This window comes from Citreimonas sp., assembly GCF_042096055.1.
In the GTDB taxonomy this organism is placed as follows: domain Bacteria; phylum Pseudomonadota; class Alphaproteobacteria; order Rhodobacterales; family Rhodobacteraceae; genus Citreimonas.
Genome location: NZ_JBELMH010000013.1, coordinates 22,661 through 47,748, shown reverse-complemented (window position 1 = coordinate 47,748; position 25,088 = coordinate 22,661). Strand labels below are relative to the sequence as shown.

Below are 25,088 nucleotides of genomic sequence, written 5' to 3'. Positions count from 1 at the left end.
CAGGCAAACGCGGGCGCGATCCCGCACAGGAAAACGAGGGCGATGTGACAGACAAGGTCCGCTACGAACTGACCGACGGCGTGGCCGTCATCACCATAGACAACCCGCCGGTGAACGCGCTGGGCCATGCCGTTCGCGTCGGCCTGAGCGACGCGATTGCGCGGTTCGAGGCCGACGACGACGCCAAGGCGGCGCTGATCCTGGGTGCGGGCAAGCTGTTCCTCGGCGGCGCCGACATCTCGGAATTCGGCAAGCCGCCGAAGGATCCGTGGCTGCCCGAGATCATCGGCCGGATGGAATCCTCGCCCAAGCCCGTCGTCTGCGCGATCCAGGGCGCGGCGTTGGGCGGCGGGCTCGAGGTCGCGCTGGGCTGCCACTATCGTCTCGCCATCAAGGGCGCCAAGCTGGGCCTGCCCGAAGTCAACCTCGGCATCATCCCGGGCGCCGGCGGCACGCAGCGGATGCCGCGCGTGACCGGTGTCAAGGCCGCGCTCGAGGTCATTCCCGCGGGCGGTACCGTGTCGGCCGAACGCGCCGTCGAGATCGGGCTGGCCGACAGGCTGGCCGAGGGCGATCCGCGCGAGGCGGGTCTGGCCTACGCAAAGGAGCTGATCGAGACCGACGCCGCCCCGCGCCCCGTGGGCAAGCTTGCCTGCCCGCAGCACGATGCGCAGGCGTTCGAGGAAGCGCGGGCGCTCTGGTCTAAGAAGAACCGCGGTGAAGTTTCGCGGCTGGCGTCCATCGACGCGGTCGAAGCCGCCACGCGGCTGGAGATCGAGCCGGGCCTGGCCGAGGAACGCCGCATCTTCAACGAGATGATGGATACGCCGCAGCGCGCCGGCCTGATCCACGCCTTCTTCATCGAACGCAAGACCGCGAAGCTTTCGGAGATCGAGGGCGTCGCCCCGCGCGAGGTCCGCAAGATCGGCGTGATCGGCGGCGGCACCATGGGCGCGGGGATCGCCACGGCGGCGCTGACGCGGGGCCTCGACGTGACGCTCGTCGAACGCGACGACGCCTCGGCCGAGAAGGCCGCCGCGACCATCGCGAAGAACCTCGACGGTGCGGTCAAGCGCGGCAAGCTGTCCGAGGCTCAGCGCGACGCGATCCTCAACGACGCCTTCCGAACCGCGACCGACTACTACGCGCTCAGCGGCACCGACCTGGCCATCGAGGCGGTGTTCGAGGACATGGAGGTCAAGAAACAGGTCTTCGCCGAACTCGACCGGGTGATGAAGCCCGGCGCGGTGCTGGCGACCAACACCAGCTATCTCGACGTGAACGACATCGCGCGCAGCACGTCTCGCCCTTCGGACGTGATCGGGCTGCACTTCTTCAGCCCCGCGCACGTGATGAAGCTGCTCGAGGTTGTCGTCGCCGACGACACCGCGAATGACGTGACCGCCACCGCCTTCGCGCTGGCCAAGACGATGGGCAAGACCGCCGTGCGCGCGGGCGTCTGCGACGGCTTCATCGGCAACCGCATCCTGTCGGCCTACCGCGCGAGCGCGGACCGCATGGTGCTGGCGGGCGCCTCGCCCTACCAGGTGGACCGCGCGGTCAAAGCCTTCGGCTGGCCGATGGGTCCTTACGAGATGGGCGACCTTGCCGGGCTCGACATCGGCTACGCCACCCGCCAGCGCAAGGCCGCGACGCGTGACCCGCGCGACATCGTCCCGACCTGGGCGGACGAACTCTACCACCTCGGACGGCTCGGGCAGAAGACCGGGCGGGGCTACTACATCTACGCCGAAGGCCAGCGCGGCGGGCAGGAGGACCCCGAGGTCGAGGCGCTCGTCGCCAAGGCGCGCGAGGAGCAGGGTATCACCCCCCGCGACTTCAGCGATGAGGAGATCCAGCGCCGCTACATGGCCGCGATGGTGAACGAGGCCGCTCGCGTGGTCGAGGAAGGCATCGCGCAACGCCCGCTCGATGTCGACGTGACCTTCCTCTACGGCTACGGCTTCCCGCGCTGGCGCGGCGGACCGATGCACTGGGCCGACACCGTCGGCCTGACCGAACTGCTGGCCGATATCGAACGCTACGCCGAGGAAGACGCCTTCTTCTGGCAGCCCGCGCCGCTGCTGTGGCGGCTCGCATCCGACAACAAGAAATTTGCCAGCCTGAACGGCTGAGGAGGTCCCATGTCCGATCCCGTCATCGTCTCAGTCGCCCGCACCGCCATCGGCAAGGCTGGGCGCGGCAGCTTCAACATCACCCACGGCGCCGACATGGCCGGCCACGTCACCAAGCACGCTGTCGAGCGTGCGGGCATCGACCCCAAGATGATCGAGGATTCGATCTGGGGCTGCGGCTATCCGCAAGGCACTACCGGCCGCAACATCGCACGCCAGGCGATCATCCGCGCGGGCCTGCCGGTCGATATCGCCGGCACGACCGTGAACCGCTTCTGCGCGTCCGGCCTGCAGGCGGTCGCGATGGGCGGCCACATGATCGCGGCCGAGGGCGCCAAGGCCGTGCTGGTCGGCGGGATCGAGTCGATCTCGGGCGTGCAGCCGCCGCCCGACGAGTCGCCCAACCCGTGGATCATGGAGCACAAGCCCGACCTCTACCTGCCGATGATCGACACCGCCGACATCGTGGCCGAGCGTTACGGCATCAGCCGCGAGGCGCAGGACGAGCTGGGCTACCAGTCCCAAATGCGCACCGCCGCCGCGCAAGATGCCGGGCGCTTCGATGCCGAGATCGTGCCGATGGACGTAGTGAAAAAGGTCACCAACAAGGCCACCGGCGAGACCGCCGAGGTCGTGGCGACCATCGACATGGACGAATGCAACCGGCCGTCCACCACGCTCGAGGCGCTGCAGGGGCTTAAGCCCGTGCGCGGCGAAGGCAAGTACATCACCGCCGGCAATGCCTCGCAGCTTTCCGACGGCGCCGCGGCGCTGGTGATGATGGACGCCAAAGAGGCCGAGCGCGCCGGCCTGACGCCGCTGGGCCGCTTCCGCGGCTTCGCGGTTGCAGGGTGCGAGCCTGACGAGATGGGCATCGGCCCGGTCTACGCCGTGCCGCGCCTGCTTGAGCGCGCGGGTCTCAGCGTCGATGACATCGACCTGTGGGAGCTGAACGAGGCCTTCGCCAGCCAGCTGCTCTACTGCCGCGACAAGCTCGGCATCGACAACGACAGGCTCAACGTCGACGGCGGCTCGATCGCGGTGGGCCACCCGTTCGGGATGACCGGCGCGCGCATGGCCGGCCATCTGCTGATCGAGGGACACCGCCGCGGCGCAAAGCTGGGCGTCGTGACCATGTGCATCGGCGGCGGCCAGGGTGCCGCGGGCCTGTTCGAAATCTTCTGAGGCGCTGGCCTCACCGGGCGGGGCATCCTTTCCGCCCCTGCAACTTGAAAGGAGAGACCGATGGATCTCACCTATACCGATGAACAGAAGGCGTTCCGCGACGAAGTCCGCGCCTTCCTGGCCGACAAGCTGCCCAATCGCCTGTCCGACAAGGTCGCCGGCGGCAAGCGCCTGACCAAGCAGGATTACGAGGAATGGCATGCCATCCTCAACGAAAAGGGCTGGCTGGGCGTCAACTGGCCGGTGGAACACGGCGGCACCGGCTGGGACGCCGTGCAGCGCCACATCTTCGAGGAAGAGACCACCGCCGCGCACGCGCCGCGCATCGTGCCGTTCGGCCTCAACATGCTCGGCCCGGTGCTGATGAAGTTCGGCAGTCAGGCGCAGCAGGAATACTACCTGCCGCGCATCCTCAACGGCGACGACTGGTGGTGCCAGGGCTACTCCGAGCCGGGGGCAGGGTCGGATCTGGCGTCCGTCAAGACGATTGCGGTGCGCGAGGGCGACCACTACGTCGTCAACGGTCAGAAGACCTGGACCACGCTCGGCCAGTACGCGAACTGGATCTTCTGCCTCGTGCGCACGTCGAAAGAGGGCAAGCCGCAGGAGGGGATCAGCTTCCTGCTGATCGACATGAACAGCCCTGGCGTCGAGGTTCGGCCCATCGTGCTGATCGACGGCGAGGCCGAGGTGAACGAGGTCTGGCTGTCGGACGTGAAGGTCCCCGTGGAAAATCTCGTGGGCGAGGAGAACAAGGGCTGGACCTACGCGAAGTACCTGCTGACGCACGAGCGCACGAACATCGCGGGCGTCGGCTTCGCCCGCGCCGGGCTGGAAAACCTGCGCCGCATCGCGGGGCTCGAGCACTCGGGCGGCAAGCCGCTGATCCAGAATCCGTTCTTCGCCGCCAAGATGGCGCAGGTCGAGATCGACCTGATGGCCATGGCCACGACCAACCTGCGCACCATTGCCGCCGCGGCGGCCGGGCAGGCGCCGGGGGCGGAAAGCTCGATGCTCAAGATCAAGGGCACCGTGATCCGGCAGGAGATCAACGCGCTCACGCGCCAGGCCGCGGGCCCCTACGCCATGCCCTTCGTGTCCGAGGCACTGGACGAGGGTTCGAACGTGCCGCCCGTGGGGCCGGACTACGCGATGCCCGCCACGCAGGCCTATTTCAACAACCGCAAGCTTTCGATCTATGGCGGCTCCAACGAGGTGCAGCGCCAGATCATCAGCAAGGCGATCCTGGAGCTTTGAGATGAACTTTCAACTCACCGAAGAACGCCAGATGCTGCAGGACAGCCTGCGGCGCTACCTGTCCGACACCATCTCGCCCGAGGCGCTGATCGAGGCGACTGACAGCGAGACAGGCCATTCCGACACGCTCTGGCAGGGCCTGGCCGAGATGGGCGTGATCGGCGCGCTCTTCACCGAAGAGCAGGGCGGCTTCGGCGGCGCCGGGTTCGACCTGTCGGTCGTGTTCGAGGAAATCGGCCGCGCCGGCGTGTTCGAACCGCTGATCGAGAGCGGCGTGCTGGCCGGCGGCCTGCTGGCCGAACTGGGCGGTGAGGCGCAAGCCGAGCGGATCGAGGACATCATCGGCGGTCAGATCCTCGCCTTCGCCCATACCGAACCCGGCGCCCGCTACGATCTGGAGCACGTCGAGACCAAGGCCGTGCGCGCAGGCGACGGCTGGAAGATCACCGGACAGAAATCCGTCGTGGGCTTCGCCGGCGTCGCCGAAGGCTTCGTCGTCACCGCCCGTACGGGGGGTGACCCGTCCGACACCGACGGCATCTCGGTCTTCTTCGTCGAGCCGGGCGAGGGCGTCGAGATCCGAGACTACGCCATGAACGGCGGCGGCCGCGCCGGGGAAGTGTCGTTCGACGTGACCGTGCCGGCCGAGGCGCTGATCGGCCCCGAGGGCGGGGCTTGGGACGCGCTGGAGCGCGCCAACGCGCGCGCCACCTGCGCCGCCTGCGCCGAGGCGCTGGGGCTGATGGAGACCTGCCGCGCGCTGACCGTCGACTACCTGCAAAGCCGCAAGCAGTTCGGCAAGCCGATCGGCAAGTTCCAGGCGCTGCAGCACCGCATGGCCGACGTGCTGATCGAGATCGAGCAGGCGCGCTCGGCCGTCATCAACCTCGCCGGCCATCTGGAATCCGACCGCGTGACCCGCGAGCGGCACGTGAGCGCCGCTAAGAACCTGATCGGCCGCGCCGGTCGGCTGGTGGCCGAGGAGGCGATCCAGATGCATGGCGGCATCGGTATGACGCAGGAATACGCGCTGGGGCATTTCGCCAAGCGTCTGGTGATGGTCGATCATCGTTTCGGCGACACCGACCACCACCTGGAACGCTTCATCCGGCTGTCGGCGGCCTGATGGCGCTGATCGAGAACGAGACCGGCGCGCAGCGCACGCTTGGCTACGTGCTCGATGTCGAGGGCGGGGATGGCTGCGCGCGCTGCATGCTCACCATGACCGAGGCCCATGCCAACCGGCACGGCGTTCTGCACGGAGGGATCGCGGCGCTGATGCTCGACAACGCGATGGGCGCGACGGGCAGCCTGACGGTGGACGCGACGGGGCGCTCTCCGTTCCTGACGATCTCGATGGCCACGAACTTCGTCGGACCCGCGCATGTGGGCCAGCGCCTGACCGCCACCGGCCGCGTCACCGGTGGCGGCAAGTCGCTGCTGTTCATCGAGGCGCGGCTCGAGGCGGACAACGGCCGCCTGATCGCCACCGCCACCGGCGTGTTCAAGCGCGTCCCGCGCGAGAAGCTGGAACACGGGGGCGATGCGTGACACCGGCCGACCGCGCCTTGCACACGCCTCTGACCGAGCGGTTCGGCCTGCGCTTGCCGGTCCTGGCGGGCAGGCTGATGTGGCTGGCGGATGCCGAGTATTGCGCCGCCGCAGCGCGCGCTGGTTTCCTGCCGTTCATCACGGCCGCGAGCTTCCCCGAACCGGCCGACCTGAAGGCCGAGATCGCGCGCTGCCGCGAAATGGCCGAGGGGCGGCCCTTCGGCGTCAACGTCTCGATGCTGCCCAAGCTGGTGCCGGGCGAGAAGACCGAGGACGTGTTTCGCCTGATCATCGACGAGGGCATCGAGGTGGTCGAGACCTCGGGCCGCAACCCCGAGCCTTACGTTCCGCTGCTGAAAGAGGCCGGCGTCACGATCCTCCACAAGGTGCCGTCCGTGCGGTACGCGGAAAAGGCGCAGAGCGTCGGCGTGGACATGGTGGCGATCGTGGGCGCGGAATGCGGTGGGCATCCTGGCATGGACCTGATCGGATCGATGGTGAACCTGGGCCTCGCCGAACGCTGCCTGACGATCCCTTGGCTGATCGGCGGTGGCGTGGGCACCGGCGCGCAGATCGTCGCCGCGCTGGCCTGCGGGGCTGCGGGCGTGGTCATGGGCACGCGGTTCCTCGCCGCGGCGGAACTGCCCGCGCACCAGGGCTACAAGGACGCGCTGGTGGCGGCGGGAGAGCGTGATACCGCGCTGACCATGCAGAGCGTGCGAAACACCATCCGCACGCTGAGGAACGAAACGACCGAGACCGTCGCGCGGCTGGAACGCGAGAACCCCGATATCGGCATCGACGCGCTGATGCCGCATGTCGCCGGAAAGATCGGCCGCGAGGCTTACCGGACCGGCGACGTCTCGAGGGGCATGCTCTCGGCCGGGCAGGCGCTGGGGCTGCTCGAGCGCTCCGAGAGCTTCGCCGAAATTGCAAAGACGCTGGAGGCCGAAGCGCTGATCGCGCTGGCCCGGCTGCGCCCCTGACGGGGCAGGAGGAGACCGATGACCGACTTCACCCGCATCCACCGGATGGTCGAAGCCCATGCCGAAACCCGCCCTGATGCCGTCGCCGTGATCGACGGCGACGGCACGCGCGTCGATTGGGCGGGCTACGCCGCGCGCATCGACGAGGCCGCGCAGCTTCTGGCGACGCAAGGCGTGGGCGCGGGTGACCGCGTGCTGATCGTGGCCGAGAATTGCTTCGCGGTGGCGGTGCTGGTCATGGCGTGCTCGACGCTCGACGCTTGGGCGGTGCCGGTGAACGCGCGCATGTCCGCGGCCGAGATCGCGCGCATCCGCGACCATGCGCAGCCCAAGCGGATCCTGTTCACCGCGCATGTCTCGCAAGAAGCAGCCCAGCACGCCGATGACGCGGATGCACAACCCGTCGCGACCGGGTTCGGCGCTCTGCGTATGGCCGAAGGCTCCGCCGGCGCGGCAGAGCCGGTCGAGGCGGGGCAGGGGCAGGTCGCCGTGATCCTCTACACGACCGGCACCACGGGCGACCCGAAGGGCGTGATGCTGACGCACGGCAACCTGATCTTCGCCGCCACCGCCTCCCGCGATCTGCGGAAGCTGGTGCCCGAGGATCACGTCTACGGCGTGCTGCCGATGACGCACGTGTTCGGCCTCGCCTCGATGCTCATGGCCTCGGCGCTGACGGGATGCACGGTGGAACTAACCACGAGGTTCTCGGCCGAGGGGCTGTACGACGCGCTCAAGCGCGGCGCGACGGTGGTGCCGGCGGTGCCGCAGATGCACGCCGTGCTCATGGCCTACGCCGCCAAGCACGGGCACGAGACGCTCGGCTCGGACCGGCTGCGCTACGTCTCGTCGGGGGCCGCGCCGCTCGACCCGGCGTGGAAGCGCAAGGCCGAAGGCTTCTACGGCCTGCCGCTGCAGAACGGCTACGGCATGACCGAGACCACCGCCGGGGTCAGCGGCACGCGCAACGCGATCGGCGACCCCGACATTTCCGTCGGCCCGCCGCTGCCTGGGGTCGAGGTGACGCTGGACGAAAGCGTCGGCAACGAACCCGGCGTGGGCGAGGTGCTGACCCGCGGCCCGCACATCATGAAGGGCTATTACCGCAACCCCGAGGCGACCGCGCAGGCGATCACGCCCGAGGGCTTCATGCGCACCGGCGACCTGGGCCGGATCGACGCCGAGGGGCGGCTGCACATCGTGGGCCGGTCGAAGGAGCTGATCATCCGCGGCGGCTTCAACGTCTACCCGCCCGAGGTCGAGGCGGCGCTGAACGACCATCCCTGCGTGGTGCAATCGGCCGTCATCGGCCGCAAGGCCGGCGGCGACGAGGAGGTGCTGGCCTTCTGCGTGCCGACCGCGCCGGGTGCGGTCGACCCCGAAACGCTGCGTGCCTTCGTGGCGACGCGGCTGTCGGGCTACAAGCGTCCGTCGCGTATCGTGATGGTCGATGCGTTGCCCGCGGCGGCGACGGGCAAGATCCTGAAGCACAGGCTGCTCGCGACCTTCGCCGACAGGCTCGACGCGCCGGCCTGAACGACGACGCGCCGGACGATGCCCGGCGCATGGAGTTTCGTCTCGATCGAGCAGATGCGCATCCGGCCGGGGGCCGGGATGCCGCGCCGCCCGAAGGCGGCGCGGCGGGGCGGATTATTCGCCGCCCGGGGTCAGCTTGTGGATCGCGCCTTCGTCGACCGCGGCATAGAGGCTGCCGTCGGGGCCGAGGACCAGCGACCGGAAGCGGGCCGATTCCATCGGCAGCGTCATCTCGGTCACGTCGTTGACCGACACCTCGCCGTCCTCGACCATCAGGTCCATGACGTCGATGCGCTGGCCGATCGGCGTGCCGCCGAAGCCGATGCCCATGATGCCGACGACCATGTCGCCGTTCCAGTCGCCCCACTGCTCGCCTTCGAGGAAGGCGGCCGAGGAACTGCCCTGCGACCAGCCGTTGTTTTCCCAGATCGGGGGCATGGCGTCGGGATAGGTCTCGAAGTCGGTCATCGGCATGAAGGCCGCCCGCTCGAACCGGTTCATGCCCTCGTTCTGGTTGGGCATGTAGCCGCAATAGCCGTCGGGGCAGTCGCCGCGGCCGGCCATGTTGTCACGCGGGTCCCAGCCGGCGTTGCCGCCGTTCTGCAGAACGGTCGTCTCGTCCGAGTGCCACGGCCCGTGCTCGACCACGATGGCGTCGCCGGTTTCCGGATGGAAGGCGATGCCCTGCACGTTGCGGTGCCCGTAGGTGTAGGTCCGCTGGTCGAAACCCTCGGGCGGGTTGTTCTCCGGATGGGCGTTGCCGTCGGTGTCCATGCGAAGAACCTTCGAGCCCATCATCGTCGGGCTCTGAGGGATCTCGGGGTTGTGGTTGTCGCCGGTGGTCAGCCACAGCGCGCCGTCGGGGCCGAAGCGCACGCGGCCGCCGTTATGCGCGCCGGGGCCGCCGAACGGGTGGTCGGATGCTTCCATCTTGTAGGGCACGTCGTCGACGATGTCGGTCCGGTTCGACACTTCGGTAAAGTCCTCGTTCACCTCGAGGCGCATCAGCCGGTTGGTGTGCGGGTCGGACATGTTCGACGTCGCGTAGACGTAGATGCGGCGGTTCTCCTCGAAGTTCGGGTCGACCGCGACGCCCTGCATGCCGGCCTGGCCTTCGCAGAACAGGTCATCGGCGTTCGAGGGGTAGCCCTCGGTCTCGCCCATGCCCAGAAGCGCGTTGACCGAACCGTCGGGCATGCGGACCGACAGGCCCTCGCACTTCTCGGTGAAGAACATCGTGCCGTCGTCGAGGAACGCCATGTCCCACGGGCTGTCCAAATCAGACAGGACGACCTCGTGTTCGAGGCTGGTGGTATTCATGCCGGACTGCGCCAGCGCCGGCGACGCGGCGAACGCCGCGCCCGCCAGAAGCGGCAGCAGGTACGCCGTGGATGGTCTGCGGAATGGGTTGTTCATGGTGTCCTCCCTGAGGGCTTGTTGCCCGGGCGGTCACGCTATCCAGAGGACGCATGACGACCCGGATAGGCACAGCGTATTAACGCATTTCCGCTTCGGCAAGCCGTAACGGAAATGCCGCGCCGTGTTCGGATCAGTCAAACGCGGTGGTGATATACGCCGCAAGGTTGACGATGTCTTCGTCCGCAAGCGGTCGGGCGTGCGGGATCATCAGCATCGAGTTCGGGCCGACGCGCTCGCCTTCGCGGTAGGTTTCCAGCCGGTCGACGATGTAGGCGTAGTCCTTGTCCGACAGCCGCGGATAGCTGGCGATCCCCTGAGCCTTTGGTCCGTGGCAGTTGCGGCAGACGGCCTGGTAGGCCTCTTCGCCCGCCGCGACGTCGGCCGAGGCCGGGATCGCGCCGCTGGCGCCCTGCGCGGCGTCGGTGCCGTCGGTTGCCGCTTTGTCGGTGCTTTCAGATGCCGCGCCGTCTTCGCTCGAGACCACGATCTCGCCGTCGCCGTCGATGACGATGGTCGCCCCGCCTTCGGCGACGACCGCGCCGCTCTGGTCCGTCACGGTGACCGAGTCCCCCGTGACCGAGATGGTGACTTCATCGGCGTGCGCCGTCGCGGCAAGGCCGAGTACGACGGCCGCCCCAAGTATCGCTGACTTCATTCGGATCTCCCCCGCCCGTTTCGTTTCCGGGTCCCGCCGCGGCCCCGGGACGGGGCTGCGCGACGGGCCGGCATTATGTGGCCGGTTGAAACTCCGCCGATAACCAAAGGGTTCCGTCGTCTCGGACCTAAATCGCGACGCAGTCTGCGAAATACTGGACCACACCGTCCTCGTCGACCTCCTGCACCAGGCCGTGGATGTCGATCTCGAAGCCGGGGCATTCCTTGGTGAAGGTGCGGTTGAAGTCGAGATACTCGACGATCTTGCGGTTGAAGACCTCGCCCGGGATCAGCAGCGGGATGCCCGGCGGGTAGGGCGTGACCAAGCTGGTGGTGATGCGCCCCTCGAGCTGGTCGATCGGCACGCGCTGGGTCTTGCGCTGGGCGATGTGGGCGAAGGCGTCGCTGGGCTTCATCGCGGGGGTGTGGTCGCCGAGATAGATGTCCGTTGACAGGCGCGCCACGTCGTACTTCTTGTAGAGCGTGTGCACGTGCTGGCACAGGTCGCGCAGGCCGATGCTTTCGTAGCGCGGATGCTTGGCGCTGAACTGCGGCATGGTCCGCCACATGGGCTGGTTCTTGGCGTAGTCGTCCTTGAACTGCTGCAGCGCGGTCAGCATCGTGTTCCAGCGGCCCTTGGTGATGCCGATCGTGAACATGATGAAGAAGCTGTAGAGCCCGGTCTTCTCGACCACCACGCCGTGTTCGGTCAGGAACTTGGTGACGATCGACGCGGGAATGCCGGTGTCCTCGAACCGCCCGTCGAGGTTCAGCCCCGGCGTGATGATCGTCGACTTGATCGGGTCCAGCATGTTGAAGCCGGGCGCGATCTCTCCGAAGCCGTGCCAGGTGTCGGCGCTGCCCTTGCCCTGGGCGAAGTCGGCGTCGGACTTGCCCAGCACCCAATCGTCGGTCTCGCCGATGCCTTCCTCGGCCATCGACTCGGGACCCCAGACCTGGAACCACCAGTCGTCGTCGCCGAACTCCTCGTCGACCTTGCGCATGGCGCGGCGGAAATCCATCGCCTCGGCCAGGCTTTCCTCGACCAGCGCGGTGCCGCCCGGTGGCTCCATCATCGCGGCGGCCACGTCGCAGCTGGCGATGATGCTGTATTGCGGGCTGGTCGAACTGTGCATCAGGTAGGATTCGTTGAACAGGTGGCGGTCCAGCTTGTGCTCTTGGCTGTCCTGCACCAGCACGTGGCTGGCCTGGCTGATCCCGGCCAGCAGCTTGTGGATCGACTGGGTCGCGTAGGTGATGGACTTGCGCGGGCGCTCGCGCTTGCGGCCCATCGCGTGGTAGCCGCCGTAGAACGGATGGAACGCCGCGTGGGGCAGCCACGCCTCGTCGAAGTGCAGGCTGTCGATATGGCCGTCGAGCTGCGCCTTGATCGTGTCGGTGTTGTAGAGCACACCGTCATAGGTCGACTGCGTGAGCGTCAGGATGCGCGGCTGCACGGTGTCGGCGTCCACCTCCGACAGAAGCGGATTGGCGCGGATCTTCTCGCGGATCGAGCCGATCTCGAACTCGGATTGCGGGATCGGGCCGATGATGCCGTGGTGGTTGCGCGTGGGCTTGAGGAACACGGGCACCGCGCCGGTCATGATGATGCTGTGCAGGATCGACTTGTGGCAGTTGCGGTCCACCACCACCACGTCGCCCGGCGCGACCGAGTGGTGCCAGACCATCTTGTTGCTGGTCGAGGTGCCGTTCGTCACGAAGAAGCAGTGATCGGCGTTGAAGATCCGCGCGGCGTTGCGCTCGGACGCGCCGATGGCGCCGTCGTGGTCCAGCAGCTGGCCCAGTTCGGTGACCGAGTTGCAGACGTCGGCGCGCAGCATGTTCTCGCCGTAGAACTGGTGGTACATCTGCCCCACCGGGCTTTTCAGGAACGCCACGCCGCCGGAATGGCCGGGGCAGTGCCACGAATAGGACCCGTCCTCGGCGTAATCGAGCAGCGCCTTGAAGAACGGCGGCTGGATCCCCTCGAGGTAGCCCTTGGCCTCGCGGATGATGTGGCGCGCGACGAAATCGGGCGTGTCCTCGAACATGTGGATGAAGCCGTGCAGCTCGCGCAGGATGTCGTTGGGCAGGTGGCGGCTGGTCTTGGTCTCGCCGTAGACGTAGATCGGCACGTCCTCGTTCTTGCGCCGCACCTCCTGGATGAAGTTGCGCAGGTTGACCACGGCGGGGTCGAGGTCGGGGCCTGGGCTGAACTCCTCGTCGTCGATCGACAGCACGAAGGCGCTGGCGCGCGACTGCTGCTGCGCGAACAGCGACAGGTCGCCGTAACTGGTCACCCCCAGCACCTCGAAGCCTTCGCGTTCGATCGCGTCGGCCATAGCGCGGATGCCCAGCCCGGACGAGTTCTCCGAGCGGAAATCCTCGTCGATGATGACGATGGGGAAACGAAACTTCATGGTCTTCTCCTGCGTGCGAGCGGCCTGCGCCCCCAGTGATGGCCGCAGATCGCCGGCGGGTGCAATGGCCACCTGCGCACGAGATCGCGAATTCGCCGGCTGCCGCTTGGACGCGCAGTTCCTGTTGCCGGAACGCAATTTACCTTTCGTAAGGTACATTTTTTCCATTGTTCCGATCAACGTGAGCGATAGTCTGCCGATATGAGGACACGCCAGACCATCTGGATCGGCAAACGGTCAGGGCGCGTGAGCGGCCTTCGCGGCACGCCGGGGGGACAGCGCCATGCCTAGCCTGAACGCCGGCGACATGCTCGACCGTGACCAGTTGCTGACGCTGATGCAAAGCTCGAGCGCCGGGCTGTTTCACTGGGTAGCGGAAACCGGTGCGCTGACGTGGTCCGACGAGGTGCTGCAGATGCTGGGCCACACCGCAGAGCCGGACGCGCACGCGCTGGTGCACCCGGCGGACCGGAACGCCTTCATCGACGCCCTCGAAGCCGGCGCTTCGTCGGATCAGGTCATGACCGCGACGCTGCGCCTGCGCAATGCGGACGAAGCCTACCTGTCGTTCAACGCGACCGCTCTGCGGACCTCCGGCGCCGACTGCGTCTCGGGCGTCGCCGGGTTCCTGCAATCCATCGCCGGAGAGGTCGACCTGCGCGAGGCGCTGGACCGTAGCGAGCGGCTGTTCAACGAGTTCTTCGAGAACTGCCCGGCCTCGGCCTACATCAAGACGCTGGACGGCCGGAACGTCTACGGCAACCGCCTGGCGGCGGAGTGGTGGGGCCTGTCGCGCGAGGATCTGGCCAGGTCCAACGCGCGCGATTTCTTCGATCCCGACGCCTACGAACGGGTGCAGGCCCACGACGCCGAAGTCGTGCGCAGCGGCAACCCGATCACCTGGACCGGCCGGATCAAGGCGCGCACGGGCGAATACCGCATCATCCGCGCCTCGAAGTTCCCGGTGCAGGAACCCTCGACCGGCGAGACGATGGTCGGCGGCTTCAGCATCGACATGACGCGCGAGAAGGAGGCCGAGGAGGCGCTGTTCCATTCGCGCAAGCTCGACTCGCTCGGGCAACTGGTGGGCGGCGTCGCGCACGACTTCAACAACTCGCTCGCCGTCATGCTGGGCAACCTCGAACTGGCCGAGACCGAGGCCGACCCCGACCTGCGCGCCGAGATGTTCCGCGACATCCACGAGGCGATCGAGCGCAGCCGGAACCTGACGCGGACGCTGCTGGTCTACGGCCGCCGCGCGATCCTCGAGCCGAGCGCGCTGGACATGGTCGCCCTGCTGAGGGGCGTGGTCGGCATGATGCGCCGGACCTTCCCGGAAACCGTCACGATCGACCTGCGGCTGGACGGGGCACCGGGGCCGGTCTGGGCCGACAAGTCCCAGGTCGAAGACATGATCCTGAACCTCGCGCTGAACGCGCGCGACGCCATGCCCGAGGGCGGTGCGCTGACCGTATCCGCCAAGATCGTGCAGCTGCCCGGCAGCCCGACCGAGGTGCCCGGCCTGCCAAAGGGCGGGCGCTTCGTGGTGGTCGAGGTCGCCGACACCGGCGAGGGCATCGCCCCGGACTACTTCGAGAAGATCTTCGAGCCGTATTTCACCACCAAGCCCGTCGACAAGGGCGCCGGCCTGGGGCTGTCGCTGGTGCAAAGCTACATGCATCAGCTGGGCGGGTGCATCGACCTCAGCTCGACCCAGGGGTTGGGCAGCGTGTTTCGGCTGTACTTTCCGGTCTCGGACGGCCAGGCGCTGCCGATCGAGACGCCGGCGACCGCATCGCTCGACAGAAGCTACCACGTGCTTCTGGTCGAGGACGATCCGGCGGTGCTGCGCGCCGCCCGCGGCCAGCTGGAAAAGATCGGCTGCTCCGTCACGCCGGCGCTGAGCGGGGCCGAGGCGCTGCGCCTGTTCCAGGCCGACGCGACGATCGATGTGGTCATCACCGACCTGGTCATGCCCGGCGCGATCCGGGGGCGGGATCTCGCGCGACGGGTGGTGGCGCTGCGCCCGGGCACACCGGTGATCTTCGTGTCGGGCTACCCGATGAACGAAGCCGGCGAAGACGCCGAGAACGCCGTGGCCGAAGGCGTGACGATGATGAAGCCCGTGTCGAAGGAACAATTCGCCGCGGCGCTCGCGGCGCTGGACATCGGCTGACGCGGCCCCCTCAGGACGCCACGGCTGTGCGGTCGATCCCGAACTTGCGCATGCGCGAATAGACCGTCGTCGCCGGCAGACCCAGCAGCTCCGCCGCACCGGCCGGACCGGACACGCGGCCGCCGGTCTCGTGCAGGCAGGCCAGCAGGTTGTCGCGGATCAGCTGCTGCATCTCGGCCTCGGGGCGGAACCCCTCGGCGGGCTGCGCGCGCGTCGCCTCGGACCCGAGTTCGATCACCAGCTTGCCGCCGCGCGACACGATGGCGCCGCGTTCCACCACGTTGCGCAGCTCGCGCACGTTGCCGGGCCAGTCGTACTCGACCATCGCGCGCATGGTGCCTTCTGTGATGACCGGCAGCGGGCGGTTGAGCCTGCGGCACGCGATATCCAGCAGGTGCGCCGCCAGCGCGGGAATGTCCTCGCGCCGCTCGCGCAGCGGCCGGCAGGGGATCGGGAAGACGCTGAGATGCAGCAGCAGGTCCTCGCGCAGGCGCCCCTGCGCGACGGCGCGCTCGGGGTCGGTGGTGGTGGCGGCGATCACCCGCAGGTCCAGGCTGCGCGCCCGCGTGTCGCCCAGCCGCGTCACCGCGCCATCGGTCAGGGTCTGCAGCAGGCGTCCCTGCACCTCGGGGGCCAGCTCCTCGACGTCGTCGAGGAACAGCGTGCCGCCATGCGCCAGCTCCAGCCGCCCGGGCCGGTCGCGCAACGCGCCCACGAAGGCGCCGCGCATCTGGCCGAAAAGCTCCGCCTCGACCGCGTCGGGCGCTATCGAGCCACACTTGAAGTGGATGAGCGGCCGCTTGCGCCGCGCGCTGTCCTTGTGGATCGCGGTGGCGACCAGCGCCTTGCCGGTGCCCGTCTCGCCGGTGATCAGCACGGTCGCGTCGGTCTCGGCCACAAGCTCGATCTTGCGCACCAGCTGCCGGATGATGGGCGAGGTGCCGACGATGTCGTGATGCGCGCGCTCGCTGGTGATGGTCTCCTGCAGGTAGGCATTTTCCTGCTCCAGCCGGTCGCGCAGGGCGGCGACCTCGTCCAGCGCCTCGCGCAGCTTGCGCTCGTTCTCCTTGCGCTCGGTGATGTCGCGAAAGATCACCACCGCGCCAACCAGCACCTTCTGGTCGTAGATCGGAGTCGAGACGTATTCGACGCGGATCGGCTTGCCGTCCTTGCGCCAGAACACCTCGTCCTCGATCCGGTGCACCTGCTCGAACCGGAACGAGCGGTAGATCGGGCAGTCATGCGCCGGGTAGACGTCGCCGGACAGGTGGTGGTGATGGATCTTCGAATGGATATTCTCGCCCATCAGGTCCTCGGACGTCCATCCCAGCATCTCCTGCGCGGCGCGGTTGACGAAGGTCGCCTGGCCCTGGGCGTTCACGCCGTAGATGCCTTCGCCGGCGGCGTTCAGGATCAGCTGGTTGCCGCGCTCGAGCTCGGCAAAGAAGGTCTGCGCGCGCTTCCATTCGCCCAGACCCGCGCGTTGCAGCGCGCTCGCCTCAGCGATCTCGGCGCGACGGGCCAGTTCCGACAGGTCCAGCAGGACCAGCATCAGCAACCCGGGCCGGTCCGATACCAGCCGTGCGCGCAGTTCCAGCTGCAGCGCGGCGCCCTTTGCGTCGGTCATGCGCACCGTGCGCGTCCAGGCCTCGGAGCGATGCTCGATCTCCTGCAGGAAGACGAGGAAGTCGGGCATCGCGCGCCCGACCAGGCGCGAGAAGGCGGGCGGGTCCGCCGGGTCGACCGACAGCAGCCGCGCGGCGGCGCGATTGATCTCCTCGATCCGGTCCGCGCGCAGGTCGACGAGCACCGCGGCCTGCGGCAGCGCCGAAAGCAGGGAATCGTGCTGAAGGGCGCCGTCATGCATGCCGTCAGGTTAACGACCGCCTAGCGGCTCCCGAAACGAAAAATCGTGAATTACGAAAAACAGCAATATTTTCTGTCCGCCGCTCGCATTAATCCTTTGTAAAGGAACGATTTTAAATCGCGCCCAAATTTGAGGCGCCGTGTTCTCGGCAGCCCACCGGTTGTCGCAAGCTTGAAGGGCAAAGCGATGAGGGCAACACCATGACCACCAAGAGCCTTGGCGATCCATATTCCGAAAAGACCGACCTGCGGCACGGTGCCGATTGCGGCTGCGACAGTTGCTCCAGTCATTCGGGCCACGCGCACCAGACCACGCAGATGAGCTCGGACGACATCCTCGAGCGCGCCGTCGAAAGCGCGGTCGTGCGGTCGATGTTCGGCCACAGCGACGTCTCGCGCCGGTCCTTCATGGGCATGATGGGCGGCGGCACCGTGGCCGCGGCGCTGGCCTCGGTGTTCCCGATGGATGCGGCCAAGGCGGCGATCCTCGACAACCTCGGCACGCCCGAGAAGAGCGATCTCAACATCGGCTTCGTGCCGATCACCTGCGCGACGCCGATCATCATGGCGCAGCCGATGGGCTTCTACGAACGCTACGGGCTCAACGCGCAGGTCATCAAGACCGCCGGCTGGGCCGTGGCCCGCGACAAGTCGCTGTCGGGCGAATACGACGCGTCGCACATGCTGACGCCGATGCCGCTGGCGATGACGCTGGGCGCGGGCTCGGTGGCCGAGCCGTACATCATGCCCGCCGTCGAGAACATCAACGGCCAGGCGATCGTTCTGTCGAACGAGCACATGGACAAGCGCGACCCGTCGCAGTGGAAGGGCTTCACCTTCGGCGTGCCGTTCGAATACTCGATGCACAACTTCCTGCTGCGTTACTACGTGGCCGAGTTCGGGCTGGACCCCGACGTCGACATCCAGATCCGCGTCGTCCCGCCGCCCGAGATGGTCGCCAACCTGCGCGCCGGCAACCTCGACGGCTACCTGTCGCCGGACCCGTTCAACCAGCGCGCGGTCTGGGAAGGCATCGGCTTCATCCACATCCTCACCAAGGAAATCTGGGAAGGGCACCCCTGCTGCGCCTTCGCCGCCCCCGCCAGCTTCGCCAGTGAGCTGCCGAACACCTACGGCGCGCTGCTGAAGTCGATCATCGACGCGACGCAATACGCCTCGAACCCCGAGAACCGCAAGGAAATCTCCGAGGCGATCGCGCCCACGAACTATCTCAACCAGCCGGTCCCGGTGATCGAGCAGGTGCTGACAGGCACCTATGCCGACGGCCTGGGCGAGGTGAAGCAGGTGCCCGACCGGATCGATTTCGACCCCTTCCCGTGGCACTCGATGGGCGTCTGGATCCTGACCCAGATGAAGCGCTGGGGCTATATCGAGGGCGACGTCGACTACCGCGCGGTGGCCGAGCAGGTTTACCTCGCCGCCGACGCCAAGAAGGTGATGGAGGATCTGGGGTACGACGCGCCGGACGTGACCTACAAGTCGCACACGATCATGGGCAAGACCTTCGATCCGGCCGAGCCCGAGGCCTACGTCTCCAGCTTCGCGATCGGGAAGGGCTGAGCCATGCCCGCCCTGAACCTTTCCCTCAACCAGCGTGCCGCGATCCTGTCGATCGTCCTGCTGGTGGTCGGCCTCCTGATCTGGGAGGCCGCCATCCCGGCGCAGAAGGCCGCGGAGGATCTCACCGAATACGAGCGTCTCATGGGCCTCGGGCAGGAACGCGCAGGCGTGCCCCCGCCCTCGGACGTGCTCGCCAAGGCGTGGGAGCAGCTGTCGGATCCGTTCTACGACGCGGGACCGAACGACAAGGGCATCGGCATCCAGATCGGCTATTCGATCTACCGCGTTCTGACCGGCTACTTCCTGGCCGCGCTGATCGCGATCCCGCTGGGCTTCCTGATCGGCATGTCGCCGATCGCCTACCGCGCGCTCAACCCGTACATCCAGGTGCTGCGGCCGATCTCGCCGCTGGCGTGGATGCCCCTGGCGCTGTTCATCATCCAGGATTCCGAGGCGAGCGCGATCTTCGTGATCTTCATATGCTCGATCTGGCCGATGCTGCTGAACACCGCCTTCGGCGTGGCCGGCGTGCGCGAGGACTGGGTGAACGTCGCCCGCACGCATGAACTCGGGCCGCTCAAGACCGCGTTCACGGTGATCCTGCCGGCCGCCGCGCCGACGATCATCACCGGCATGCGGATCTCGATCGGCATCGCCTGGCTCGTGATCGTCGCGGCCGAGATGCTCGTCGGTGGCACCGGCATCGGCTACTACGTCTGGAACGAGTGGAACAACCTCGACCTGACCTCCGTCATCTTTTCGATCCTCATGATCGGCGTCGTCGGCATGATCCTGGACTCGGCCTTCGGCCTGCTCCAGCGCGCTGTCGCCTACGCGGAATAAGGAGTTCCCCCATGTCGAAACCATTCCTTTCCATCGAGCGCATGACGCAGCAGTTCCCGGACGGGCAGGGCGGCACGCTCACCGTGTTCGAGAACGCGAGCTTCGGGATCGAGAAGGGCGAGTTCGTCTGCATCCTGGGCCACTCGGGCTGCGGCAAGTCGACCATCATGAACATCCTCGCCGGGCTGGCCGAGCCCACGTCCGGCGTAGTCAAGATGGACGGCTACGAGGTGTCCGGCCCGTCGCTGGACCGCGGCGTGGTGTTCCAGAACTATTCGCTGCTGCCGTGGCTGTCGGCGCTGAAGAACGTGACCTTCGGCGTCAAGGCGCGCTACCCCGACTGGTCCAAGACCAAGGTCGAGGCGCATGCCCGCGAATACCTCGCCATGGTGGGGCTCGAGGGCGACGTGGTCTACCGCAAGCCCAGCCAGCTGTCGGGCGGCATGCGCCAGCGCGTGTCGATCGCGCGGGCCTTCGCCAACCACCCCAAGCTGCTGTTGCTCGACGAACCCTTCGGCGCGCTCGACGCGCTGACCCGGGGCACGATCCAGGAAGAGCTGCTGAAGATCTGGGGCGGGACCGAGCAGACCGTGTTCATGATCACCCACGACATCGACGAGGCGGTCCTGCTCGCCGATCGCATCCTGCTGATGACCAACGGCCCGATGGCCCGCGTGGCGGAATCGGTCGAGATCAACATCCCCCGCCCGCGCGAGCGGACCACGATCGTCGAGGATCCGAACTACTACGCAATCCGCAATCACCTGGTGCAGTTCCTCGGCAAGCGGTCCAAGGAACTTTCGGGCCAGCCCTCGGACGGGCAGACCCAGTCGCCCGAGACGGTCCGCTTCGAGAACGGCCACCAGGCGAAGGCGACGGCTGACGCCGAACCCGAGGGGGCGCGCACGCCGCGCCTGCGCGCGGTCAATGACTGACACCGTCGCCGCACCCGAGGCCCCCGCGCAAGCGGCGCCGCGGCCGCCCGTGCCGCCGTTCTCGCACGAGGACGCGGTGCGCAAGGTCCGCATGGCCGAGGATGCCTGGAACAGCCGCGACCCGGCCCGCGTGGCACTGGCCTACACGCCGGACACGCGCTGGCGGAACCGGTCGGAATTCCTGAACGGCCGGGCCGAGGTCGAGGCGTTCCTGTCGCGGAAATGGGCGCGGGAAAACGGCTATCGCCTGATCAAGGAGATCTGGGCGCATGCCGGCAACCGCATCGCCGTGCGCTTCGCCTACGAATGGCACGACGAATCCGGCCAGTGGTTCCGCGCCTACGGCAACGAGAACTGGGAATTCGACGAGGCCGGGTTCATGGCCGTGCGCCACGCCTCGATCAACGACGTTCCCATCGCCGAGGCGGAGCGGCTGTTTCACTGGCCCCAGGGGCCGCGCCCCGCTGATCACCCAGGCCTCACCGCGCTCGGTCTCTAGGGCGCGCCAACCACCATCACTCAAGAGGAGGATACCATGAAGGATACCTACGAGGTGCCGCAGATGATGAGCAAGGAAGACGTCACCGCGATGATCCTGTCCGCCAAGAAGCAGGCGGGCATGACGTGGGAGCAGATCGCCGAGAAGATCGACATGTCGCCGGTCTGGACGCACTCGGCCTGCATGGGCATGAACGCCATGCCCGCCGACAAGGCCAAGGCGCTGGTGTCGGTCATGGGCCTGCCGCAGGAAGCGGCCGGCGTGCTCGAGGAAAGCCCCACCAAGATGTGGGAGCAGGCCGTGCCGACCGATCCGTGCATCTACCGCCTCTACGAGATCGTCGGCGTCTACGGCCCCACGATCAAGGCGCTGATCCACGAGAAGTTCGGCGACGGCATCATGTCCGCGATCGACTTCGACATGAAGATCAGCCGCGTCGAGAACCCCAAGGGCGACCGCGTCAAGATCGAGATGTCCGGCAAGTACCTGGGCTACAACAGCTGGTAATCGCGTGCGGGGCGGCCGACTTTGCCGCCGCCCCGCCGCCGCCGGACAGGAACAGGCCCCCGCGGGGGCCTTTTTCACGCGCGGCCCCGCGCCGTCTCAGAAAAAGTTGCGGATTTGTTAACGTCTCGTTGATGGGTGGGCGGTTACCGTGTGCGCTGGGGGCAGTCAGACCAAGGCGCACATGTACATTCGCCGGCTATTCGTGGTGTTCGGTCTACTGATCGCCGGCCTGATGATGGCGGCGTTCATCGGCTACCATTACCTGACGCTGTCCAGCGAATACCGCGCCCGGAATTTCATCCATTTCCAGGCCACGCAGCAGGCGATCGACATCACGCGGTCGGTGACCGTGTTCCGCGAGGACAGCCTGAACGAGGTGCGCGCGCAGGTCAGCGCCGCCCGCGCCGAGGCAGAGTGGTGCATCCACAACCTCAGCCTGCTCGAGCGGACGCTCGCCAATTCGGTCGGCGAGGGCAACGTCGTGTCCGCCTGCACGTCGGGGCTCGAAACCAGCGGGAAGCTTCTCGAGCATCTCGACCAGGTCCAGCGGGAACTGGACGAGAACCGGTCCGGCGAAGGCCCGGACTCGGCCTACGCGCACCGCCTCCAGATCCTGGGAGAGCTCGAGGACATGCGCCGCAATTCGGGCGTGTTCCAGCCGATGATCGACGAGGTCGAGACGATCCTGCACCGCACCGTGCTGGTCGTGACCTTCGCCACCGGCACGGCGGCCTGGATCGTCTTTGCGATCCTGATGCGGCAGTTCGTGTCGCACTGGCAGGACGAGAAGCGGACCAAGCGCGAATTCGCGGCCCTGTCCAGCCGGCTGAAGCTGGCGCTGGAATCCCCGGGCGAGGGCATGGGCCTGTTCGACCGTCACTGGCAGCTGGTGCTGTGCAACCGGGCCTACGCCGAATCCGTGCACCCCGATCCGGCCTTCGTCCAGCCCGGCAAGCATATCGGCGCGATCATGAAGGACGCGATCCAGAAGGGGCATTACCCCGACGTCGATCCCTCGGACGCGGACGCGTTCATCGCCGACTCGCTCAGTACGCTGGAGTTCGAGGAACAGGGCGTCGTGCTGTTCACCGGCAGCGGCCGCTACATGCGCGTGCGTCACCGCAAGACCGAGTTCGGCGACACCATCGTCACCCGCGCCGACGTCACCGACTACGTCATGGCCGAGCGGCGTCAGTCCCACTACGTCAACCGTCTGCAATCGGCCAATGCCGAGATCGCGCGCACGGCCCTGACCGACGCGCTGACCGGGCTGCCGAACCGGCGTCACTTCGACCAGATCCTCGGTGCCAAGTCCGATGAGGAGATCGGTCCGATCATCCGCATCGACCTCGACCGCTTCAAGTCGGTCAACGACGTCCTCGGTCACGCGGCTGGCGATCACGTGCTGCGCCACGTGGCGGGCATCCTGAACGAACGCCTCGCCCCCGACTGCTTCCCCGCCCGGATCGGCGGCGACGAATTCGTGGTGCTGTGCCCCGCCGACATGCACATCCAGGACGCGGCCCGGATCGCCGAGCGTCTGCTGGCCGAGATCCTCAAGCCGATCCTGTTCGAGGGACGGCTGTGCCAGTACGGCGCCAGCTTCGGCATCGCCGCGCCCGACCCGGATCACGACGAACCCGCCGACATGCTGCGCGACGCGGACGTGGCGCTCTACAGCGCCAAGGCGGACGGCCGCGGCCAGATCGCCATCTTCGACCGTGCCATGAAGCACGACGCCTCGCGCACGCGTCTGGTGGCGGACGCGCTGCCGGCCGCGCTGGCGCAGGGCGACCTAGTGCCGTTCTTCCAGACCCAGCACGACGCGCTGACCGGCGCCGTCGTCGGGGTCGAGGTGCTCGTGCGCTGGAACCACCCGCGCTTCGGGCCCATCACGCCCGACCAGTTCCTGCCCGTCGCCCGCCAGCTGGGACAGGAGGCCGCCGTCGACCGCGCGGTGTTCGAGGCCGGGCTCGCCGCCATCGCCCGTCTGGACGCGGCGGGCTGCGTGCTGCCGTCGGTGTCGTTCAACGCCTCGACGGGCCGGCTGCTTGCGCCGGACTTCCTGTCGACGCTCGACGTCATCGACTTCCCCGATCCGCGCCGGATCGCCTTCGAGGTGCTCGAGACGGTGTCGGTCGAACAGCACGGCGCACCGCTGATCTACGTGCTCGACGCGCTGCGGGAACGCGGCTTCCGGATCGAGATCGACGATTTTGGCTCGGACCACGCCTCGATCAACGGGTTGTTCGAGATAGCACCCGAAACGGTCAAGCTCGACCGCGCGCTGGCCGGCCGCGCCATGACGTCCGAGCGCAGCATGGGCACCGTCCGCGCGATCGTGGGCCTTGCGCATTCGCTCGACCTGTCGGTCGTGGCCGAAGGGGTAGAGACCGCCGAGCACGCCGAGATCCTGCGCCGCATCGGCTGCGACGTGCTGCAAGGCTTCCACTTCTCGCGCCCGATGCCCGAGGACGAGCTGCGCCACTTCCTGGCCTCGGCCACGATGGCCAGCCCCGACGACCGCGCGACGCTGGCCCGCCTTGCCGCGGCGCCCGGGCGCCTGTCGCTCAAGGCGCGCACCGCGGCCACCCTCAGGCGGCCGTAAGGCGCGCCGATCAGGGCAGGACGGCGGTCGCCTCGATCTCGACCTTCGCGTCGTCCTCGACCAGGCCCACGACCACCACCATCGTCATCGCCGGGAAATGGTAGCCCATCACCTCGCGATACGCCGCGCCCACGTCGGCCTGGTTGGCGAGGTACTCGGCCTTGTCGGTCACGTACCAGGTCAGCCGCGCGATGTCGGCGACGCTGCCGCCGGCGGTCTCGACCACCGTCACGATGTTGCGCAGCGCCTGCTTCATCTGGCCGATAAAATCGTGGCTTTCGAAGACCTGCTCGGCATTCCAGCCGATCTGTCCGCCGACGAACAGCACGCGGCCCTCGGCGACGATCCCGTTGGCGTAGCCCTTGGCGGGCGTCCAGCCCTCGGGGTGGATGGTGATCGTGCTCAAGCGGTGGTCTCCTTCAAGTAGCGTTCCAGGCCCGCGCGCCGCTCCTCGGGCCACGGACGGGATTTCATTCGGTCCAGGTCGACCAGCACCAGCGTGCCGCGCACGCTCAGCCGTGGCTCGTCGCCGCAGGTGCCGGTGATCTCGATATCGGCGCTCGCGCGGCCGAGACGGTCGATCGTCAGCGTCCAGTCCAGCACGTCGCCCAGCCGGGAGGCCGCGTGGAAGTCCGCCGCGATGCGCCCCATCGGCACGCCCATGCGTTCGGTTCCGTGCAGCGTCGCGAAGGACCAGTCAAGCGCGCGATCGAAGAACACCTCGACCACGGCGTTGATCATCTCGAAATAGCGCGGGTAGAAGACGATGCCCGCGGGGTCGCAATGCTGGAACATCACGTCGGTCCGGTGCGTGAATGCGGCCATGGCGGCTCTCCTGCGGGGCGCGGCGCGCGCGGGGTCCGGGCATCCTTGACCAGCCGGGCAATCGTTTCAAGCCTAAAGCTTTAGGCTTGAAACGATTGTCGCTTG

At 67.6% G+C, this 25,088-nt stretch carries 20 protein-coding genes; 14 read left to right on the top strand and 6 right to left on the bottom strand.

The genetic code is table 11. The features are described from left to right. The first annotated feature begins 44 nt into the window (after positions 1-44). From ACFDTC_RS05230 to ACFDTC_RS05200, 7 genes are read left to right on the top strand one after another with little or no spacing between them, the layout of a single operon-like run. Positions 45-2,135 (top strand): 3-hydroxyacyl-CoA dehydrogenase NAD-binding domain-containing protein, encoded by a 2,091-nt coding sequence (locus ACFDTC_RS05230; RefSeq protein ID WP_375257818.1) that lies wholly within the window; start codon positions 45-47, stop codon positions 2,133-2,135. 9 nt (positions 2,136-2,144) lie between these two features. Next, positions 2,145-3,320 carry an acetyl-CoA C-acyltransferase gene (locus ACFDTC_RS05225; RefSeq protein WP_375257817.1) on the top strand — a complete coding sequence of 392 codons (1,176 nt, stop codon included), beginning with the start codon at positions 2,145-2,147 and terminating at the stop codon, positions 3,318-3,320. Positions 3,321-3,380: 60 nt separating this feature from the next. Next, positions 3,381-4,577, top strand: a complete 1,197-nt coding sequence (locus ACFDTC_RS05220) for an acyl-CoA dehydrogenase family protein (RefSeq protein WP_375257816.1) — start codon at positions 3,381-3,383, stop codon at positions 4,575-4,577. Position 4,578: 1 nt separating this feature from the next. Next, on the top strand, positions 4,579-5,703 hold the full coding sequence (locus ACFDTC_RS05215) for an acyl-CoA dehydrogenase family protein (RefSeq protein WP_375257815.1): 1,125 nt from the start codon (positions 4,579-4,581) through the stop codon (positions 5,701-5,703). Continuing rightward, positions 5,703-6,128 (top strand): PaaI family thioesterase, encoded by a 426-nt coding sequence (locus tag ACFDTC_RS05210; RefSeq protein ID WP_375257814.1) that lies wholly within the window; start codon positions 5,703-5,705, stop codon positions 6,126-6,128. Before ACFDTC_RS05215 ends, ACFDTC_RS05210 begins: the two co-directional genes overlap by 1 nt. Further along, a complete protein-coding gene (locus tag ACFDTC_RS05205; protein ID WP_375257813.1) occupies positions 6,125-7,114 on the top strand; it encodes an NAD(P)H-dependent flavin oxidoreductase in 990 nt (329 codons plus the stop codon). The genes ACFDTC_RS05210 and ACFDTC_RS05205 overlap by 4 nt, the downstream gene beginning before the upstream one ends. A gap of 18 nt (positions 7,115-7,132) precedes the next feature. Then, entirely contained in the window at positions 7,133-8,650 is a 1,518-nt protein-coding gene (locus tag ACFDTC_RS05200) for a class I adenylate-forming enzyme family protein (protein WP_375257812.1), read from the top strand. A gap of 114 nt (positions 8,651-8,764) precedes the next feature. Here the strand turns inward: ACFDTC_RS05200 and ACFDTC_RS05195 are convergent, their stop codons facing one another. The 3 genes from ACFDTC_RS05195 to ACFDTC_RS05185 all read right to left on the bottom strand — a co-directional run bounded on the left by ACFDTC_RS05195 (position 8,765) and on the right by ACFDTC_RS05185 (position 13,143). Next, positions 8,765-10,066 (bottom strand): PQQ-dependent sugar dehydrogenase, encoded by a 1,302-nt coding sequence (locus ACFDTC_RS05195; protein WP_375257811.1) that lies wholly within the window; start codon positions 10,064-10,066, stop codon positions 8,765-8,767. A gap of 133 nt (positions 10,067-10,199) precedes the next feature. Then, the gene (locus ACFDTC_RS05190; protein ID WP_375257810.1) at positions 10,200-10,889 is read right to left on the bottom strand and encodes a c-type cytochrome; all 690 of its coding nucleotides are present in this window, start codon (positions 10,887-10,889) and stop codon (positions 10,200-10,202) included. After that, positions 10,852-13,143, bottom strand: a complete 2,292-nt coding sequence (locus ACFDTC_RS05185; protein ID WP_375257809.1) for an Orn/Lys/Arg decarboxylase N-terminal domain-containing protein — start codon at positions 13,141-13,143, stop codon at positions 10,852-10,854. Before ACFDTC_RS05185 ends, ACFDTC_RS05190 begins: the two co-directional genes overlap by 38 nt. A gap of 283 nt (positions 13,144-13,426) precedes the next feature. Here ACFDTC_RS05185 and ACFDTC_RS05180 point away from each other — a divergent pair, with 283 nt between their 5' ends. Beyond that, on the top strand, positions 13,427-15,319 hold the full coding sequence (locus tag ACFDTC_RS05180) for an ATP-binding protein (RefSeq protein ID WP_375257808.1): 1,893 nt from the start codon (positions 13,427-13,429) through the stop codon (positions 15,317-15,319). A 10-nt stretch (positions 15,320-15,329) separates the two neighbouring features. Here ACFDTC_RS05180 and ACFDTC_RS05175 read toward each other — a convergent pair whose 3' ends face one another. Further along, complete coding sequence (locus ACFDTC_RS05175; RefSeq protein WP_375257807.1) at positions 15,330-17,186, bottom strand: sigma 54-interacting transcriptional regulator; 1,857 nt, start codon at positions 17,184-17,186, stop codon at positions 15,330-15,332. Positions 17,187-17,386: 200 nt separating this feature from the next. Between ACFDTC_RS05175 and ACFDTC_RS05170 the strand changes: the two genes are divergently transcribed. From ACFDTC_RS05170 to ACFDTC_RS05145, 6 genes are all read left to right on the top strand, one after another. Next, a complete protein-coding gene (locus ACFDTC_RS05170; RefSeq protein WP_375257806.1) occupies positions 17,387-18,766 on the top strand; it encodes a CmpA/NrtA family ABC transporter substrate-binding protein in 1,380 nt (459 codons plus the stop codon). Positions 18,767-18,769: 3 nt separating this feature from the next. Then, a complete protein-coding gene (ntrB, locus tag ACFDTC_RS05165; RefSeq protein ID WP_375257805.1) occupies positions 18,770-19,609 on the top strand; it encodes a nitrate ABC transporter permease in 840 nt (279 codons plus the stop codon). A gap of 11 nt (positions 19,610-19,620) precedes the next feature. Then, positions 19,621-20,544, top strand: coding sequence for an ABC transporter ATP-binding protein (locus ACFDTC_RS05160; protein WP_375257804.1), 924 nt, complete (start codon positions 19,621-19,623; stop codon positions 20,542-20,544). Further along, positions 20,537-21,043, top strand: coding sequence for a DUF1348 family protein (locus ACFDTC_RS05155; RefSeq protein WP_375257803.1), 507 nt, complete (start codon positions 20,537-20,539; stop codon positions 21,041-21,043). The genes ACFDTC_RS05160 and ACFDTC_RS05155 overlap by 8 nt, the downstream gene beginning before the upstream one ends. Before the next feature lie 36 nt (positions 21,044-21,079). Then, positions 21,080-21,550 carry a cyanase gene (gene cynS / locus ACFDTC_RS05150; RefSeq protein ID WP_375257802.1) on the top strand — a complete coding sequence of 157 codons (471 nt, stop codon included), beginning with the start codon at positions 21,080-21,082 and terminating at the stop codon, positions 21,548-21,550. 205 nt (positions 21,551-21,755) lie between these two features. Further along, a complete protein-coding gene (locus tag ACFDTC_RS05145) occupies positions 21,756-24,158 on the top strand; it encodes a putative bifunctional diguanylate cyclase/phosphodiesterase (RefSeq protein ID WP_375257801.1) in 2,403 nt (800 codons plus the stop codon). A gap of 10 nt (positions 24,159-24,168) precedes the next feature. Here ACFDTC_RS05145 and ACFDTC_RS05140 read toward each other — a convergent pair whose 3' ends face one another. Together ACFDTC_RS05140 and ACFDTC_RS05135 are read right to left on the bottom strand one after the other, a co-directional pair. Beyond that, complete coding sequence (locus ACFDTC_RS05140; RefSeq protein ID WP_375257800.1) at positions 24,169-24,564, bottom strand: RidA family protein; 396 nt, start codon at positions 24,562-24,564, stop codon at positions 24,169-24,171. Next, positions 24,561-24,983: an acyl-CoA thioesterase gene (locus ACFDTC_RS05135; RefSeq protein ID WP_375257799.1), complete on the bottom strand. Its 423-nt coding sequence runs from the start codon at positions 24,981-24,983 to the stop codon at positions 24,561-24,563. Before ACFDTC_RS05135 ends, ACFDTC_RS05140 begins: the two co-directional genes overlap by 4 nt. Positions 24,984-25,088 lie beyond the last annotated feature (105 nt).

What these genes read in the sequence shown, in the direction of transcription:
- ACFDTC_RS05195 (WP_375257811.1), bottom strand. Translation starts at nt 10,066, where the DNA reads ATGAACAACCCATTCCGCAGACCATCCACGGCGTACCTGCTGCCGCTT.
- ACFDTC_RS05175 (WP_375257807.1), bottom strand. Translation starts at nt 17,186, where the DNA reads ATGCATGACGGCGCCCTTCAGCACGATTCCCTGCTTTCGGCGCTGCCG.
- ACFDTC_RS05210 (WP_375257814.1), top strand. Translation starts at nt 5,703, where the DNA reads ATGGCGCTGATCGAGAACGAGACCGGCGCGCAGCGCACGCTTGGCTAC.
- ntrB (WP_375257805.1), top strand. Translation starts at nt 18,770, where the DNA reads ATGCCCGCCCTGAACCTTTCCCTCAACCAGCGTGCCGCGATCCTGTCG.
- ACFDTC_RS05220 (WP_375257816.1), top strand. Translation starts at nt 3,381, where the DNA reads ATGGATCTCACCTATACCGATGAACAGAAGGCGTTCCGCGACGAAGTC.
- ACFDTC_RS05170 (WP_375257806.1), top strand. Translation starts at nt 17,387, where the DNA reads ATGACCACCAAGAGCCTTGGCGATCCATATTCCGAAAAGACCGACCTG.
- ACFDTC_RS05155 (WP_375257803.1), top strand. Translation starts at nt 20,537, where the DNA reads ATGACTGACACCGTCGCCGCACCCGAGGCCCCCGCGCAAGCGGCGCCG.
- ACFDTC_RS05135 (WP_375257799.1), bottom strand. Translation starts at nt 24,983, where the DNA reads ATGGCCGCATTCACGCACCGGACCGACGTGATGTTCCAGCATTGCGAC.
- cynS (WP_375257802.1), top strand. Translation starts at nt 21,080, where the DNA reads ATGAAGGATACCTACGAGGTGCCGCAGATGATGAGCAAGGAAGACGTC.
- ACFDTC_RS05200 (WP_375257812.1), top strand. Translation starts at nt 7,133, where the DNA reads ATGACCGACTTCACCCGCATCCACCGGATGGTCGAAGCCCATGCCGAA.
- ACFDTC_RS05180 (WP_375257808.1), top strand. Translation starts at nt 13,427, where the DNA reads ATGCCTAGCCTGAACGCCGGCGACATGCTCGACCGTGACCAGTTGCTG.
- ACFDTC_RS05215 (WP_375257815.1), top strand. Translation starts at nt 4,579, where the DNA reads ATGAACTTTCAACTCACCGAAGAACGCCAGATGCTGCAGGACAGCCTG.
- ACFDTC_RS05185 (WP_375257809.1), bottom strand. Translation starts at nt 13,143, where the DNA reads ATGAAGTTTCGTTTCCCCATCGTCATCATCGACGAGGATTTCCGCTCG.
- ACFDTC_RS05225 (WP_375257817.1), top strand. Translation starts at nt 2,145, where the DNA reads ATGTCCGATCCCGTCATCGTCTCAGTCGCCCGCACCGCCATCGGCAAG.
- ACFDTC_RS05160 (WP_375257804.1), top strand. Translation starts at nt 19,621, where the DNA reads ATGTCGAAACCATTCCTTTCCATCGAGCGCATGACGCAGCAGTTCCCG.